At 64.0% G+C, this 14,881-nt stretch carries 16 protein-coding genes and 1 other RNA gene; 3 read left to right on the top strand and 14 right to left on the bottom strand.

Features of this window, described 5'->3' with window-relative positions; translation table 11 throughout:
* The 3 genes from Q0X62_RS01430 to Q0X62_RS01420 all read right to left on the bottom strand — a co-directional run.
* The coding region (locus Q0X62_RS01430) for a DNA polymerase III subunit gamma/tau (RefSeq protein ID WP_297730816.1) at positions 1 to 1,284 on the bottom strand (1,284 nt) is incomplete at its 3' end.
* Between the two features lie 65 nt (positions 1,285 to 1,349).
* Positions 1,350 to 1,447, bottom strand: an RNA gene (gene ffs / locus Q0X62_RS01425) — signal recognition particle sRNA small type.
* A gap of 44 nt (positions 1,448 to 1,491) precedes the next feature.
* Positions 1,492 to 1,713, bottom strand: coding sequence for a hypothetical protein (locus Q0X62_RS01420; protein WP_297730814.1), 222 nt, complete (start codon positions 1,711 to 1,713; stop codon positions 1,492 to 1,494).
* Between the two features lie 144 nt (positions 1,714 to 1,857).
* Here Q0X62_RS01420 and nudC point away from each other — a divergent pair, with 144 nt between their 5' ends.
* Positions 1,858 to 2,778 (top strand): NAD(+) diphosphatase, encoded by a 921-nt coding sequence (nudC, locus tag Q0X62_RS01415; RefSeq protein WP_297730812.1) that lies wholly within the window; start codon positions 1,858 to 1,860, stop codon positions 2,776 to 2,778.
* Positions 2,779 to 2,837: 59 nt separating this feature from the next.
* On the opposite strand, the gene Q0X62_RS01410 is transcribed toward nudC, so the two are convergent.
* Both Q0X62_RS01410 and Q0X62_RS01405 read right to left on the bottom strand, forming a co-directional pair.
* Positions 2,838 to 3,410 (bottom strand): carboxymuconolactone decarboxylase family protein, encoded by a 573-nt coding sequence (locus tag Q0X62_RS01410; protein ID WP_297730810.1) that lies wholly within the window; start codon positions 3,408 to 3,410, stop codon positions 2,838 to 2,840.
* A gap of 308 nt (positions 3,411 to 3,718) precedes the next feature.
* Positions 3,719 to 4,243 (bottom strand): porin family protein, encoded by a 525-nt coding sequence (locus Q0X62_RS01405; protein ID WP_297730808.1) that lies wholly within the window; start codon positions 4,241 to 4,243, stop codon positions 3,719 to 3,721.
* 283 nt (positions 4,244 to 4,526) lie between these two features.
* Between Q0X62_RS01405 and Q0X62_RS01400 the strand changes: the two genes are divergently transcribed.
* Positions 4,527 to 5,192 (top strand): cytochrome c family protein, encoded by a 666-nt coding sequence (locus Q0X62_RS01400; protein ID WP_297730806.1) that lies wholly within the window; start codon positions 4,527 to 4,529, stop codon positions 5,190 to 5,192.
* Between the two features lie 79 nt (positions 5,193 to 5,271).
* On the opposite strand, the gene Q0X62_RS01395 is transcribed toward Q0X62_RS01400, so the two are convergent.
* The 3 genes from Q0X62_RS01395 to Q0X62_RS01385 form a co-directional block, all read right to left on the bottom strand.
* Positions 5,272 to 6,123: an NlpC/P60 family protein gene (locus Q0X62_RS01395; RefSeq protein WP_297730804.1), complete on the bottom strand. Its 852-nt coding sequence runs from the start codon at positions 6,121 to 6,123 to the stop codon at positions 5,272 to 5,274.
* Positions 6,063 to 6,434 (bottom strand): MarR family transcriptional regulator, encoded by a 372-nt coding sequence (locus Q0X62_RS01390; protein ID WP_297730802.1) that lies wholly within the window; start codon positions 6,432 to 6,434, stop codon positions 6,063 to 6,065. Before Q0X62_RS01390 ends, Q0X62_RS01395 begins: the two co-directional genes overlap by 61 nt.
* A 63-nt stretch (positions 6,435 to 6,497) precedes the next feature.
* On the bottom strand, positions 6,498 to 7,862 hold the full coding sequence (locus Q0X62_RS01385) for a M17 family metallopeptidase (protein ID WP_297730800.1): 1,365 nt from the start codon (positions 7,860 to 7,862) through the stop codon (positions 6,498 to 6,500).
* A gap of 102 nt (positions 7,863 to 7,964) precedes the next feature.
* Between Q0X62_RS01385 and Q0X62_RS01380 the strand changes: the two genes are divergently transcribed.
* A complete protein-coding gene (locus Q0X62_RS01380) occupies positions 7,965 to 8,759 on the top strand; it encodes a tetratricopeptide repeat protein (protein ID WP_297730798.1) in 795 nt (264 codons plus the stop codon).
* On the opposite strand, the gene Q0X62_RS01375 is transcribed toward Q0X62_RS01380, so the two are convergent.
* From Q0X62_RS01375 to Q0X62_RS01350, 6 genes are all read right to left on the bottom strand, one after another.
* Positions 8,756 to 9,190, bottom strand: coding sequence for a hypothetical protein (locus Q0X62_RS01375; protein ID WP_297730796.1), 435 nt, complete (start codon positions 9,188 to 9,190; stop codon positions 8,756 to 8,758). The two genes, Q0X62_RS01380 and Q0X62_RS01375, sit on opposite strands and share 4 nt — an antisense overlap.
* Before the next feature lie 80 nt (positions 9,191 to 9,270).
* Entirely contained in the window at positions 9,271 to 9,771 is a 501-nt protein-coding gene (locus Q0X62_RS01370) for a hypothetical protein (protein ID WP_297730794.1), read from the bottom strand.
* Between the two features lie 62 nt (positions 9,772 to 9,833).
* Positions 9,834 to 10,829 carry a type II secretion system F family protein gene (locus Q0X62_RS01365; protein WP_297730792.1) on the bottom strand — a complete coding sequence of 332 codons (996 nt, stop codon included), beginning with the start codon at positions 10,827 to 10,829 and terminating at the stop codon, positions 9,834 to 9,836.
* Positions 10,830 to 10,836: 7 nt separating this feature from the next.
* Positions 10,837 to 11,829: a type II secretion system F family protein gene (locus Q0X62_RS01360; protein ID WP_297730790.1), complete on the bottom strand. Its 993-nt coding sequence runs from the start codon at positions 11,827 to 11,829 to the stop codon at positions 10,837 to 10,839.
* Positions 11,830 to 11,834: 5 nt separating this feature from the next.
* On the bottom strand, positions 11,835 to 13,358 hold the full coding sequence (locus tag Q0X62_RS01355; protein WP_297730788.1) for a CpaF family protein: 1,524 nt from the start codon (positions 13,356 to 13,358) through the stop codon (positions 11,835 to 11,837).
* Positions 13,359 to 13,365: 7 nt separating this feature from the next.
* A complete protein-coding gene (locus tag Q0X62_RS01350; protein WP_297730786.1) occupies positions 13,366 to 14,877 on the bottom strand; it encodes an AAA family ATPase in 1,512 nt (503 codons plus the stop codon).
* Positions 14,878 to 14,881: the final 4 nt, after the last annotated feature.

The following is a 14,881-nucleotide window of genomic DNA, read 5'->3' as shown; positions in this document are numbered from 1 at the left end:
GGCCGGCTCAGGCTTTCCCGGCGCCTCCGGGGCAGCGGTCGCGCGTGGCATGCCAGCGAGCAAGCGGGCCGCGTCTTCCGGTGGCGGCAGCGCCGCAGCCGAGGCCAGGCGCAAAACGGTCATTTCGGCCGCCGCCAGCGCATCGGGCGCAGCGCGAACATCATCGAGACCGGTCAGGAGGATTTTCCACATCCGGGTCAGCTGGCCCAGGGACTGGCTCTCGGCGAGCGTGACGATTCGCGCCACGGTATCGGCGGCCTCGCCCAGATCAGCTTCGGGACCGGCGGCTTTCACACGGGCGGTGGCATGGACATAGTCCAGCAGGTCGCGTGTGATCACGACGGGATCACCGCCGGCATCATGCAGGGATTCCAGCTCGGCCAGGGCGTCCGCCGTCTTGCCCATCAGGGTCTGCTCGAGCAGGTCGAGCACGCGCGCCCGGTCGGCCAAGCCGAGCATGTCACGGATCTGCGGCGCGCTGACCGGTCCATCCGCTTCGCTGCCCTGAACAATCGCCTGGTCGAGCAGGGAGAGTGCATCGCGAACCGAGCCTTCCGCCGCGCGGGAAATCAGGGACAGGCCATCACGCTCGACCGACGCGTTTTCCAGCCCGCAAATCCGCTCGAGATGATCAGTCAGGACTTCACGGTCGATCCGTTTGAGGTCAAAGCGCTGACAGCGCGACAGAACGGTCACCGGAACCTTGCGGATCTCGGTCGTCGCGAAGATGAATTTGGCATGCTCGGGCGGTTCCTCGAGCGTCTTCAACAGGGCGTTGAAGGCCGAGGTCGAGAGCATGTGGACCTCATCGATGATGTAGACCTTGTAGCGCGCCGAGACCGGGGCATAGCGCACACCTTCCAGTATCTCGCGGATATCGCCGACACCGGTCCGCGAGGCGGCGTCCATCTCCATCACATCTACATGGGCCGAGCGGGCAATGGCGTCGCAGTGACGGCCGGTCTCGCCCAGCGCCATGGAGGGCGCATCGAACGCGTCGGTCTGGAAATTCAGGGCCCGGGCAATCAGCCGCGCCGTGGTGGTCTTGCCGACGCCGCGCACGCCGGTGAGCATGTAGGCATGGGCGATCCGGCCAGCGGCAAAGGCATTGGTCAGGGTCCGCACCATGGCGTCCTGGCCGATCAGGTCTTCGAATGTGTGCGGGCGGTATTTGCGCGCCAGGACCTGGTAGCCGGGTGTCGGGCCGCTCTTGGGCAGGTCGAGCCCGGGCATCAGGACGTCGCCCGCTCCGTCAGCATCAGTCGGGAGCGGCGTATCATCCATGACAGCTCATCGGGTCGGGTGTTCCAGGGCCGCGGTCCGTCGCCGGAGGCCGCGGGGCGGAGTAAAGTGGAAGACCGGACAGCGACCCGAGCAAAACTCGTTACGGCTGCTTCCTTCCGGATCTGACCGGGTTGGCGAGGCGCTCGTCCACCGCCGATCTTCCGCCCCCTATATCGCGTGCCTGAAGCTGGCGTGCAAGGCGTGGCGTCATTGTGTCTGCAGGAAATCGCCCTCTCCCTGATGCGCGGCGGCGGCGAGGAAGCGGGCATGATCGTCGAGCGCCTCAATCAACGCCAGATTCCCGCCCGATGAGACCAGGACATCACGCCAGTATCCAATCACCCGGGCCTGGGTTTCGAGCCAGTCGCTGACAGCGATCCGGGCGTGGTCCGCCGCAGCGGGTGAATGGTCGGAACAGTCAAAAGCCATATCGATACCTCCTGCGCCCACCTAATTGCGAATCGTTCGCAAATGCAAGGCGAGAAAGACAGGGTGTTTGCCCGACCCTTGTTGAAGGCCCGGTCAAAGATATCTATGGCTGCACCCAGATCGCATCGTGTTCGGATATTGCCCATGAATGATCGCTCCATCCTCGCCGGCCGTGACCCGCTGGTTTTTGCCGGCTCGCCGCTCGACCGGGGCGACCAGCTGAGACGCGATGAAACGGCCCTGGCCAAACTTCTCGACGGCGATGAAGGTTGGTGGCTGGCCACGCTGGAGGGCGATCCGGCGCTACAAGGCGGCACCGCGCTCTACTGGTTCCGGCGCAGCGAAGTGGCACCCCAGGCCGACATGTCCACCGCGCTCTTCCTGGGCCATTACAAGTCCAGCCCCTGTTTCGCGGTGACGCTGACCACGGCCGACCAACTGCCTCTGGACGCCGAGATCATTCCGGCACGGCAGGCGGCGATGGCCCTCAATCCGGACGAAGCCGCGATCTATGCCCAGGCCAAGGCCCTGCATGCCTGGCATGGCCGCCACGGCTTCTGTGCTGCCTGCGGTGCCGCGACACGCGTCAAATCGGGCGGCGCGCGCCGGGTCTGCCCCGATTGCGAGGCGGAGCATTTCCCGCGTGTCGATCCGGTCGTGATCATGCTGGCAACCGATGGCGATCACTGCCTGCTGGGCCGCCAGGAATCCTGGCCCGAAGGCATGTGGTCCGCCCTGGCCGGCTTTGTGGAACCGGCAGAAACCCTCGAGGAGGCCTGCGCGCGCGAGCTGGAGGAGGAAGCCGGGATCAAGGCGGATATCGCCGGCATCCGCTATGTCATGGGACAGCCCTGGCCGTTTCCCTCCTCGCTGATGATCGGCCTGGTCGCGCCCATTCTCGAGACGAAGGTCACGATCGATCCGCACGAGCTGGAAAAGGCGCGCTGGTTCAGCCGCGATGAAGTCCGCGACATGCTGGCCGGGCGCCACCCCGACGCCGCCATGCCGCCGTCCATCGCCATTGCCCGCCGCCTGGCCGAGCTCTGGGCTGACAAGGCCATCTAGCCCCGCAAAGCGAAACGGGGCCGGCAAGCCGGCCCCGTCCCGGGGGGACACGCCGATGCTCAGTCGGCGTGCTGCAGGATGGGCTTGCTCCAGGCCATGGCCTGGAAGGCGTCATCCAGCTCGGTCTCGGCGATGTGGTTGATGTAGTTCGACATCGTCTTCATCGTCACACCGGTCATGACATCGAGGATATTGGGCTTGGTGAAGCCGGCCTCGAGGAAGGCATCAATATCCGAGCGCTCGACCAGGCCCCGATTGCGGACAATCGAGACCGTGAACTGCCGCAGCGCTTCCAGGCGCGGATCGGTGTCGATGGCCTGGCCCTCGCGCAGGGCTGTCAGGATGGTCCTGTCGAGGCCGGTATTGACCGACACCGTGGAATGGGCCGCGACGCAATAGCCGCAATTATTCTCGCGGCTGACCGTGAGCAGGACGACCTGTTGCTCCGTCGGGGTCAGCCCGCTCTGGCCATACAGGCTTGCGAGCGTGGTGTAGGATTCGAGCGCTGATGGCGACGCCGCCAGCTCCCCCATCAGATTGGGGATGAAACCATATTTCGAGCGCACCGATTTGAGGACCGGCTTGGCTTTCGCCGGGGCGGTGGTTTCATCGAGGATTGTCAGTTTGGTCATGGTGTTGCCCTTTCGGATGCTTCAAGCGGAAAACCGCCCGAGCGGGCATGCCAAGGCATGCGGGCCCAGGGTGCGCCGCACACGAAGGGTCTGGCTGAAGGTCGCGATCACGGGTCCGCAGACCCGGGCGGCCGCCGCCATTCGCGGGGCACATCAACGCATATGCCGGAGGGGCACCATCGCACCCCGTTCCGTAACACAACCATAGCACGCCTGCCCGCTCCCTCCGAGTCCGGATCGGTGTCGGCGCCATGAAAAAGGCCGCGACGCAAATGCGCCGCGGCCCTTCAATCCGGCAGGATTACGCCTTAGCCGCCGATGCGACGGACATAGGAGATGCCGAAGAAGTCACCTTCGCCGCCATCCTCATAATCAAAACGGGTATAGTCGGCGCGCACGCCATTGCGGCCGTCAAAGAAGTATTCGCCACCCACGCCATAGGCCCAGGCCTGGTCGTCGGCCGTGGCACTCAGCCCGGCAACCGAGGCTTCGCCTTCAGTTGTGGTGTAACCGGCGCGCAGGAAGAGCGAGCCGTTCTCGTTGGACAACGGACGGACCACGCCAAAAACGCCAGCGACATAGTCGAGGCTGACATCGCCGGTAACACCGCCAACGGTGACGCTTTCATCGCCGAGGCCGATATTCAGCTGACCTTCGACACCGAGATACCGGGTAAAATCATAGCTGCCGCGCACGACGACCGTGTCGAAATCGGCACCATCGAAATCAGCGGTTTCATAGCCCGCACCCACGCGAACCTGGCCTTCTTGTGCCGAAGCACCGGCGGCGAGCGCGAGAACGGAGAGGGAGGAGACAAGCACTGTGCGGATCATTGGGAACAACCTTGTTTTGTTTATTTGAACTGTACGCCATAGGCGTCCCCCAGCCCGTCGCTATCTGGTGAGCCATTGAGTCCGCATCAAGGTGGCACCGAGTCAAACTGCAGGCGCGACTGCAGTCGGGACACCGTGTGCCGCTCCGGACGCACACAACGACGCCGCGATCTGTTCGTGCGTCGTGTTACCGCAGCATATGAGCGCGTTGCGGTGTTGCCTGATGGCGCGGTGCGTGCCAAACACGATCCGATTTTCAACCTGATTGAATTTGGGGGCGTCCATGGGCGAACTCTTCTGGAACAAGGTTGCCGGCGCCGTGCTGGCAATTGTACTGGCCGTTCTGGCGATTACCGAACTGGGCCACCTGCTGGTTCCCTCGCACGCCGCGCATGAATTGACGGCCGAGAACACGGCCTATCCGGTCGATTGGGCTGCGATCGGGTCCGGTCCGTCCACCGAAGTCGTCGAGGAAGGCCCAACCGATTACGGTCTGGTCCTGGCCGCCGCTGACATCGGTGCCGGTGAACGCGCCGCGCGTCGTTGCGCCGCTTGCCACACCTTCGAACAAGGTGGCGCCAATGGCGTCGGCCCGAATCTCTGGGGCATCGTCGGGGCCGACATCGCCTCGCATGACGGCTTCAGCTATTCCGGTGCACTGGAGGCTCTTGATGGCGTCTGGACCTATGAAGCGCTCGACGCTTTCATCGAAAATCCGTCAGGTTACGCTTCGGGTACCGCCATGTCCTTCCGCGGCCTCAGCAATGATGACACCCGTCTTGAATTGATCGCCTATATGCGCTCGCTCTCGGACAATCCGATGCCGTTGCCGGCGCCGCTCGCTGACGCAGCCCCGGCCGAAGCCGTCGATGACGCCATGGGCGCCATGGACGAAGCGGCCGAGGATGTCGCCGAACAGGTTCAGGAAGAGACGGACGGCGGCGAATAGCCCCTCCCGGCTTCCACCATGATCAAGCCCCGGATGTCCTCCGGGGCTTTTTCTTTGCGCGATCAGCGTCGAAGCTTGATCAGGGGCGACGATAGATGGCTCGCACCGGATTTTCCGCCGCCCGGATTCGCGCCTCGGCGTCGACGAATGGTTCAAGCGTCACATCCATGGTCGAGGCATTGGCGTGCAGGAAATGCTCGCTATCGGTCATGATCCCGACATGTCCGGGCCAGAAGACGATATCGCCGCGCCGGCGCTCCGGGTCATCCGTCACATCACGCCAGGCCGCTTTCAGCGCCGCCTCCTGCTGGTCGGCGTCCCGCGCGATCGCCTGCCCCGCGGCCTGCAGCGACATCTGCACCAGGCCGGAACAATCCAGACCCAGACTCTCCTTGCCGCCCCACAGATAGGGCGCCCCGAGAAAGGCCTCCGCCACCGCGACAAAGTCACCGGCCATCTCGTCCACCGGCGCGGCGTGCGCCTCGATCACCCAGCCCAGGCCTACCGCTTCGACGAATCGGCCCTCGCGACGCCCGGCCGTGAAGCGGGCATTCAGGCTGAGGAGGTGATTGGGCACGGACTTGATGCTGGGCTCGGAAAAGGCATAGGTCCGCAGGACCGCGATCTTGTGATCAACAGGACGGATCTCCCGCGACAGGCAGGACGCTTCGACCCAGCCGACATAGCCGTCAGCACGCGACTGCCCCCAGGCCCAGCCATCGCGTTCCTCGAGCACGGCGAAGATATCGCCGGCCAGCAATTGGTCATCCATGGCGGCAGAGGGATCGGGCGCCTTGCGGATCGGCGCAGCGGCACACACCGCCTGATGATCGACCGGCTCGACGAAGCGTTCCGCCTCGACCTGGCCCTTCAGTTCAGCCGATGCGAGGTCCGGGCGGGCGGCGGTGAGGCGGGGATCCAGCTGGGACATGTACGCGTTTCCTCGGCACGATGGGCGACGGCTTCGCCGTAATCGTACAGGAAAACTGCCCCCTTTACAGTGCGATGCACCGAGACATCGCGCTTGTCCGCGCGGTCGCGCTTGCGTCGTACAAAGCCCTGCCGCTCGAGCACGTCCAGCGCGCGCGTCACCGCCGGCTTGGGCAGGTCGAGCTGACGTGCCAGATCGCGGATGGCATGCGGCCCCGGCTTCATGAAAATGGCCAGGAGAAGCGCGAACTGACGCGCGGTCAGATCGGCCGCGGCGCCTCGCACCGCGTCCGCCGACACGCGTCTCATCATCTCAAGCGATGTCATCGCCTGTGACGGCATACCCCAACTCCAGAACCGGCCTGATCCGATTGATCAGCCCTTATTCTGGAAGCGCTCCTTGAGCATTTGGTAAACGGCGCGCGCGGCATGCATGTCACCGCCCTTGGGTCGGCCAGGCCGGGCCTTCGGATTCCAGGCAAAAATGTCGAAATGCACCCAGCGCGCCTCGCCGACAAAGCGGCGCAGGAAAAGCGCGGCGGTGATCGAACCGGCCATCGGCGTGGCGGCACTGTTCACGAGATCAGAGATTTCGCCATCCATCTCGCCCTCATAGCCATCCCAGAGCGGCATGCGCCAAAGCGGATCAGCCACCGTGCTGGCGCACCGCGCCAGACTCTCGGCGACGGCGTCGTCATCGGTATAGAACGGGGCCACTTCCGGTCCCAGCGCGACACGGGCCGCGCCGGTCAGCGTGGCAAAATCGAGCAGGAGATCGACCGCCTCCTCGGTCGCCCGGGTCAGGGCGTCGCCCAGCACCAGGCGCCCCTCGGCATCGGTATTGTCAATCTCGACGGTAAGCCCCTTGCGGCTGTCAAGGATATCACCCGGGCGGAAAGCCCCGGCCCCGACCGCATTCTCGACCGCAGGCACCAGCAGGTGCAGGCGCACCGGGAGATTACCGGCCATCACCATACGGGCCAGGCCCATGGCATTGGCGGCACCGCCCATATCCTTTTTCATCAGGCGCATGAATTGAGCCGCCTTCAGGTCGAGACCGCCCGTGTCGAAACACACACCCTTGCCCACAAGAGCCAGGCGTGGATGGCTTTCATCGCCCCATTCCAGCTCGAGCAGACGCGGCGCCTCGCCGGCAGCACGCCCGACGGCATGGATCATGGGGTAGTTCTGGGCCAGCAAGTCATCGCCGCGGGTGACCCGGACCGTCGCCCCGAAGGTCTCGGCGAGCTGGCGGAAGGCCGCTTCCAGTCCTTCCGGTCCCATGCGGTCGGCCGGTGTATTGACCAGGTCCCGCGTCAGATGGACCGCTTCGGCGATGGATTTGGCCTCATCAAGGTCCGCCCCCTCGGGCGCCACGAGGTGGGCGGGTTCGCGCGCGGCCGGCTTGTAAGTGGTGAAACTGTAACTGCCGAGCGCCCAGGCCGTGGTGGCCAGCGTCGGGTCCATGTCGGCCGGCAGCGTTTCCAGCTGCCACTCGCCTTGCGGCAGGGTCAGCGCAGCCCCGCCCAGGACGAAGGCGTCGCCGCCCTTGCCGATGCCGTAGAGCGCCTGGACGTCACCGCCATCCGGCAGCAGCACGATCTGACCCGGCTTGCCCTTGAATTCGGCTCCCAGCGAACGCTGATCCGCGGGCAGCGCCGCGATCGCGGCGGCCGCATCAGCCTCACCGACAAGACGCAGGATCCGGGCATTGGAAGCGGAGGCGATCAGGGCAGTCATGACATATCCTTTTTCAAGTCCGGTTCAGCCGGACGGATTAACGCATTCTTGACCGGCACAGCCCAGATTCAAGACATGCTCAACAGTGGCCCGGTTCATACCATGCGCAAACACATCCTTCTCGCCCCGCTTGGCGCCCTCCTTCTGGCAGCCTGTGCGACGACGGCGCCGACCGAACAGGAACAGGCCGTCATCGATACGATGAATGCCAATACGATCGTGCCGGCCTCAGCCAGTGAGCGTCAGGCCGTCCGCAGCCAGGACATGCTCACCCAGGCCGCCTTCTGGGCGGAAGCGCACGATCTCAACCCGTCAGACCTGGAAGCCGCCCTGGAACTGTCCCGCGCCCTGCGCCAGCTCGGCAATTACCAGCGCGCGAGCGAAGTCGCCCGCCAGACACTGGCCCTTTATCCGGACAATGCCGATGTCCTGCTCGCCCATGGCAGCGCCCTCGCCGCCGGCGGGCGCGGGGCTGCCGGGATCGAATCCCTGCGCCGCGCCAGCCAGATCGATGCCGGCCGTTGGCAGATCCACAATGCCCTGGGCATCGCCCTGGAACAGGCCGGGCAGAGTGAAGCGGCCCGACTGGCCTTCCGCGACGCGCTGAACCTCGCCCCCGGCGAGCCGTCCATCCTGTCCAATCTGGCCATGTCCTACGTGACCGCAGGCGAGGCTGACACCGCCGAACGGATGCTGCGCGAAGCCATGGTCCGTCCCGGTGCCGACGCCACGGTTCGTCAGAATCTTGCCCTGGTGATCGCCCTGCAGGGTCGCTTCACCGAAGCGGAGGAATTGGCTCGCGTGGATGTGTCGCCGCAGATGGCCGAGGCCAATATGGCCTATATCCGCGCCATGCTGACCACCAACCGGCGCTATGACGCGGTGCGTGAAAACTAGCTCTGGACCGGCCGGCCCTTCAGCAGGCCCATTGACGTGATCATGACGACCGCCGACAGGGCAATCAGATTGATCGTGATCCCGAAATAGCCATTCAGCCCCATGCCGATGAACGGATTGCCGACGAGCAGCAGCCAGTCGACCATGGAAGCGAAGAAGAAGACGCCGTACATCACGGCTGACCAGCGCGAGCGCAATAGCAGCAATACGAAGGCCGACAGGGCGCAGATCGTGGCCAACACGAACACCACCTCCTGCAGGACGGACATGCTGGCGACATAGCCGTAAGCATCAAATGCGAACCAGTCGGACGGCCAGGTGCCGGTACGCACCAGCAATTCGAGCAGGCCCCAGCGTCCGTAGGTGACCGCACCATATCCGCACAGCAGGACGGTGCCCCAATAGAGCGCGAACTCACGCGTGACTTTCATGGATTCATCCCGTTCGACCGCACCGTCGCCTCGCCCCGACCGGATCATACCAGACACCGACTTCGCCGGAATAAAATTATTCAGTCCGCATCGCTCGTGACAGGCGGGGGCGGCGGCGGGGGCGGCGGGGCCGGCTCGGAATCATCCACGTCCTTGAGCGGAAAGTCCTTGCGCAGAAGAGGCGTGACAAGGGTGTGGTCGAACCGGAAATCCTCCACCAGCTCCCGCAATTCGACGGGTGCCCGCCCGTCCTTGGACGCTTCGCTACCGCGATAGAGTGCGTAGAGGCGGAGGTAATTCTTGTCGTCGCGGGACAGGTCGGTGTCATCGAGACGCGAACAGACGGCAATCAGCTTCTGCAATCCCTGCTTCCGCTTGCCCGCCTTGAGCTCGACCATCGCGCCCGCCAGCCCGACCTTCCAGCCCATATCAACGAAATGCATGCGCGGCGCAGCCGAAAGCGCCTGCCGCGCCGCGGCAACATCATCGATGGCGAGTGCGCTCATGGCTTCACCCACGGCGGCATCCGCATGGCGGATCTCCTCGCGGAGCCGGTCGGCTGTCTTTCGCCCGGAAAACATGGGCTGTGTCCACCTGTTCAACATGCACGATACCATTCAAGTAACGCGCCAGAACGGATTCGTCACATGCTATTGAAGCGAATGATGGCCGGACCGAGGATGACCACGAACAAGACCGGCAGAAAGAAGACAATCATCGGCACGGTCAGCTTGGCCGGCAGCGAGGCGGCCTTCTTCTCGGCCGCCGCCAGGCGCATATCCCGGTTTTCCTTCGCCATGACCCGCAAAGCCTGGCCCAGCGGCGTGCCATAACGTTCCGCCTGGATCAAAGACGTACAGACAGCCTTCACGCCCGGATGATTGGTCCGCTTGGCGAGATTTTCATAAGCGACGCGGCGATCCTGCAGATAGGACAGCTCGGCTGTGGTCAGCGATAATTCCTCGGCCAGCTCGATCGATTGCGACCCAACCTCGCTGGACACTTTGTGAAAGGCGGCCTCGATCGACATTCCGCTCTCCACACAGATCAGCAACAGGTCAAGCGCGTCGGGAAAGGCGCCCATGATCGATTGCTGACGCTTGGCGGCCAGATTGGAGAGGTAGAGATTGGGCGCGTAATAGCCCAGCAGGCCCAGCCCGAAGGAGAAGCAGACCCGCGTGATCTGCGGCAGGCCGAAATCATTGACCAGAAAGACATAGGCCAGCGCCAGGCCGAACAGGATGAAAGGCGAGAGCAGGCGGAAGAAATAGAAGGTCACGGCGGGGCGGCTGCCGCGCATGCCGGCCTGGGCCAGCTTTTCCTGCAAAGCCGGATCTTCGAAGGCTTTTTGCAGATTGAGCGCGTCCACGACCTGGCGCACCAGACCCTTGGCTTCGGCACCGCGGATCGAGCCCTTGCCACCGCGGGCATTGGCTTCCAGCGCCTCCCGGTTCTTGCGGCGCAATTCCTCGCGGCGGTTGTTGACCGACTTGATGCGCTTGTCGAGCTTGTCGGTGCTGAGCGCGGGCGCTGACAGCGTGACAATGGTGGCGAAGACCAGAATGGCCGCCACCAGGGCGATCAGGCTCTGCGGGTCGGTCAGGAAGTCTCGTATGTCGTTGAAGCCGATACCGAACATGCCCGCCTCAGATCTTGAAGTTGATCATGCCGCGCATGACCATGATGCCAATGAACATCCAGGTCACACCGCCCAGCAGCATCAGCTGACCGGTCGGGTCAACGAACATCTGGCCCATATAGGAGGGCGTGGTGGCATAGACGATGCCCAGCACACCCGGCGGCAGCGAGCCGATTATGGCGGCCGATGACTTGGCCTCAGAGGACAGGGCCCCGATCTTCTCGCGCATCATCTTGCGCGAGCGCAGGACGGTGGACAGATTGCCCAGCGTCTCCGCGAGGTTACCACCGGTCTTTTGCTGGATGATCAGGACGGTACGGAAGAAATTCAGCTCGGGCAGTGGCATGCGCTCGCACATCCGGTCCAGCCCGTCGGGCAATGACACCCCGACCGCGATACCCTCGACCAGTTTCTCGAATTCGGTCCGCACCGGCTCCGGGCTTTCCTTGGCGAGGATTTTGAGACATTCGTTCAGCGGCAGACCCGACTTCACGCCGCGTGTGATGACGTCGAGCGCATTGGCGAATTCTCCGGAAAACTTCTTCTGGCGCCGACCGCGCGCCAGACCCAGCCACCAGCGCGGCAGGCCGAGACCGGCTATAACCGTCACGGCACCGCTGATGATCAGGTTCTGGCCGGTCAGCAGGGAGATCAACAGCCCTGCCACAGCGAGTCCGGCGGAGATCATCCAGAAGACGGCGGGCGTGAAAGACATCCCCGCTTGCTGGATACGGGCCTTGATGGACAGGGACTTCTTGCGCTGATCGCGCTGCCTCTGCTCCAGGTCCTTGAGCGATTCCTGCACCTGTCGCTTGCGCTGGGCGGCCTGATCGAGGGCCGAGATCTGGCGCCGCCCGCGCTGCAGACCACCATTCACCGCCCGGTTCACGCGCTTTTTCGACTGAGCGTCCCCGGCTGCGCCAACGGCGACCCACCCGACGCCACCGACTGCCATGAAAGCGGCGGCCGCGGCGAGCACAAAGATCATGTCCTCATTCATCGCACTCAGGCCTCCGATGCATCGAGCGCGTTCGCGAGCTCGCGTTCCAGGCCGAAATAGCGGGCGCGATCCCAGAATTTCGGGCGGGCAATCCCGGTCGAGGCGTGCTGGCCGATGATCTTGCCGTGCTCGTCCTCGCCCTTGATCTCGTAGAGGAAGAGGTCCTGGGTGACGATGACATCGCCTTCCATACCGACCACTTCGGTAATGTGGGTGATTTTCCGCGAGCCATCCCGCAGGCGCGCGGCCTGCACGATCACGTCGATCGAGCCGACGATCATTTCGCGGATCGTTTTGGCCGGCAGGTTATAACCGCCCATGGTGATCATGGATTCAATCCGCGACATGGCTTCGCGCGGCGAGTTGGCGTGCAGCGTGCCCATGGACCCGTCATGACCGGTATTCATGGCCTGCAGAAGGTCAAACGCCTCGGGGCCACGCACCTCACCCACGATGATCCGTTCCGGACGCATGCGCAGACAGTTCTTGACCAGGTCACGCATGGTCACCTGCCCCGAGCCTTCCAGGTTTGGCGGTCGGGTTTCCAAGCGTACCACATGCGGCTGCTGGAGCTGGAGTTCGGCGGCGTCTTCGCAGGTCACGACGCGTTCGTCTTCCTCGATGAAGCCGGTCATGCAGTTGAGCAGGGTGGTCTTGCCCGAACCGGTACCGCCGGAGATCAGAACGTTACAGCGCGAGGCGCCGATGATGGAAAGAACCTTGGCGCCTTCCGGCGTGATGGAGCCGAACTCCACCAGGTTCTGCATCTGCAGCTTGTCCTTCTTGAACTTGCGAATGGTCAGGGTCGGACCGTCCAGCGCCAGGGGCGGCGCGATGACGTTGACGCGTGAACCGTCCATCAGGCGGGCGTCACAGATCGGCGAGCTCTCATCGACCCGGCGGCCGACCTGGCTGACGATGCGCTGACAGATATTCATCAGCTGGCCATTGTCGCGGAAACGGATATTCGTCTCCTCGACCTTGCCGTTGACTTCGATGAAGACCCGATCAGCACCATTGACCATGATATCGGCGATATCGTCGCGCGCCAGAAGCGGCTCGAGCGGACCGAAACCCAGGACATCATTGCAGATGTCCTGCAGCAATTGCTCCTGCTCGGCGATCGACATGGCAACATTCTTGATCGAGATGATCTCGGTCACGATGTCGCGGATTTCCTCGGCCGCCGTCTCATTGTCCAGACGCGCCAGCTGGCCCAGATCAATCGTGTCGATCAGCGCGTTGAAGATGGTTGTCTTGACCGCGTAATACTCTTCGGAACGTCCGCCCGCTTCGGCGACACGCGCGGTGCGCTTGGCCGCTTTCGGACCGGTATAGGCGCCCGGTACCGGCTTCGCGACCGGTTTCGGCGCCGGCGTGGCCGACTTGGCCGCAGGTCGGGCTGCCGGTGCAGCCTGGCTGTCCCGACGCGCAGCCGGCTCCGCACGCGCCTCTTCCTTGGGCGCGGCCGGCGGCGGCGTCATCGGTGCGGGTGTGGGTGTCGGGCCTCCGGCACGCTTGCCGAACATGGACTTACTAGCCTCCGAAAAGTTTCGCGATGAGGGAACGTTTGGGCGGTGCAACCGGCGTCCGTCCTGAGACGAGGCTGGCGAGATGCGAGAAGCCCTCCGCCGCCTTCGATTTGGGCTCGAGTTCGGTGATCATCTGGCCATTATTCGCGGCCTTGCCGAACAATTGCGGTTCGAAGGGCAGGACGAGGGTCGGCGGCGTCCCGAGCGCCTCAGCGAAATCCTTCACGGGGATTTCCGGGCGTTTTGGCATGCCGGCCATGTTGATGACCACGCGCGGCGGCTCGTCATTGGGCCGAGCACCCGCGACAAGGTCGAACAGGTTCTTGGCGTTACGCAGGGACGCCAGATCCGGGGCGACCGTGACCACGACCTGATCGGCTGCCAACAGGGTCTGCTTGACCCACGGCGTCCACATATGCGGCAGATCCAGTGCGACATAGGGGGCCTGTCGGCGGACTTTCTCCAGCACCATCTCATAGCTATTGGCGTTGAAGTCCCACTCCTTGTCGAGCGTTGCCGGTGCCGAGAACAGGCTGAGCCGATCCGTACAACGCACCAGGAGGCGATCCAGCAGCGCGTCATCCAGACGGTCGGGCTCGGCCAGGGCATCGCCCAGTGTCTGGGCCGGGTCCTGATTGAAATCGAGACCGGCCGTACCGAAGGACAGGTCAAGATCGACAAGCACGGCGTCCGACTGCATGCCCTCGGTCATGGCCCAGGCGCAATTGTGGGCAATGGTCGAGGAACCGACTCCGCCCTTGGCGCCGATAAAGGCGATTGTCTTGCCGGCGAAGGGCTGGTCGGGATCGAGGAAGAGCTCGGAAATGGTGCGGATGACATGCATCGGCGTCATCGGCGGCACCAGGTATTCACTGACGCCACGCTTCATCAGCTCTCGATAGAGGCTGATATCATTGGCAGCACCGACGATGATGACCTTGGTTTCCGGGTCACAGACGCCAGCCAGCTCCTCGAGCTGATCAAACAAGCCGCGCCCGCGCATGCCGCTCTCGATGATCAGCAGGTTCGGCGTCGTCTCGTCGTGATAGCGCTCGATGGCGGCCGGCAGGCCACCCAGCTCGACGGTCACATGGGCCTTCGCCAGACGACGATCATTCGCCGCATTGTGAATCAGGGCACCCGTCTCGGGACGCTCGCAAAAGGCGCCGACCGAAATGCGCGGGACCGGCTGGTCCGACACGTCATTGTCGACCTCACCATAGAGCGCTTCGCCAACTTGCAGGCTGGCCACTTCATCCTGCACATCTTCGAAAACCGGATCGACCACACGCTGCTGCGGTGCCGGCGCGGCCGCGGCCGGTTCGATCTCGGTTTCGGCCAGGAAAGGATCCTCGTCGCCGAAATCATCGACCGCTTGTTCCGGCGCCCGCGCGCGATTCATGTCTTCCCGCGTCGCCTCGCCAAGCAAGAGACGTTCAACATCGGCGGCGTCCAGGAACGGATCGTCATCGTCCAGGAAAGGGTCTTGCTTCATAGCGCGATTGGCATCGGTCATGTCT

The sequence above is a fragment of the uncultured Maricaulis sp. genome (assembly GCF_947259345.1).
Lineage (GTDB): Bacteria > Pseudomonadota > Alphaproteobacteria > Caulobacterales > Maricaulaceae > Maricaulis.
This window is presented reverse-complemented; position numbering and strand designations above follow the sequence as displayed.

What these genes read in the sequence shown, in the direction of transcription:
- Q0X62_RS01420 (WP_297730814.1), bottom strand. Translation starts at nt 1,713, where the DNA reads ATGGCTTTTGACTGTTCCGACCATTCACCCGCTGCGGCGGACCACGCC.
- nudC (WP_297730812.1), top strand. Translation starts at nt 1,858, where the DNA reads ATGAATGATCGCTCCATCCTCGCCGGCCGTGACCCGCTGGTTTTTGCC.
- Q0X62_RS01410 (WP_297730810.1), bottom strand. Translation starts at nt 3,410, where the DNA reads ATGACCAAACTGACAATCCTCGATGAAACCACCGCCCCGGCGAAAGCC.
- Q0X62_RS01405 (WP_297730808.1), bottom strand. Translation starts at nt 4,243, where the DNA reads ATGATCCGCACAGTGCTTGTCTCCTCCCTCTCCGTTCTCGCGCTCGCC.
- Q0X62_RS01400 (WP_297730806.1), top strand. Translation starts at nt 4,527, where the DNA reads ATGGGCGAACTCTTCTGGAACAAGGTTGCCGGCGCCGTGCTGGCAATT.
- Q0X62_RS01395 (WP_297730804.1), bottom strand. Translation starts at nt 6,123, where the DNA reads ATGTCCCAGCTGGATCCCCGCCTCACCGCCGCCCGCCCGGACCTCGCA.
- Q0X62_RS01390 (WP_297730802.1), bottom strand. Translation starts at nt 6,434, where the DNA reads ATGATGAGACGCGTGTCGGCGGACGCGGTGCGAGGCGCCGCGGCCGAT.
- Q0X62_RS01385 (WP_297730800.1), bottom strand. Translation starts at nt 7,862, where the DNA reads ATGACTGCCCTGATCGCCTCCGCTTCCAATGCCCGGATCCTGCGTCTT.
- Q0X62_RS01380 (WP_297730798.1), top strand. Translation starts at nt 7,965, where the DNA reads ATGCGCAAACACATCCTTCTCGCCCCGCTTGGCGCCCTCCTTCTGGCA.
- Q0X62_RS01375 (WP_297730796.1), bottom strand. Translation starts at nt 9,190, where the DNA reads ATGAAAGTCACGCGTGAGTTCGCGCTCTATTGGGGCACCGTCCTGCTG.
- Q0X62_RS01370 (WP_297730794.1), bottom strand. Translation starts at nt 9,771, where the DNA reads ATGTTTTCCGGGCGAAAGACAGCCGACCGGCTCCGCGAGGAGATCCGC.
- Q0X62_RS01365 (WP_297730792.1), bottom strand. Translation starts at nt 10,829, where the DNA reads ATGTTCGGTATCGGCTTCAACGACATACGAGACTTCCTGACCGACCCG.
- Q0X62_RS01360 (WP_297730790.1), bottom strand. Translation starts at nt 11,829, where the DNA reads ATGAATGAGGACATGATCTTTGTGCTCGCCGCGGCCGCCGCTTTCATG.
- Q0X62_RS01355 (WP_297730788.1), bottom strand. Translation starts at nt 13,358, where the DNA reads ATGTTCGGCAAGCGTGCCGGAGGCCCGACACCCACACCCGCACCGATG.
- Q0X62_RS01350 (WP_297730786.1), bottom strand. Translation starts at nt 14,877, where the DNA reads ATGACCGATGCCAATCGCGCTATGAAGCAAGACCCTTTCCTGGACGAT.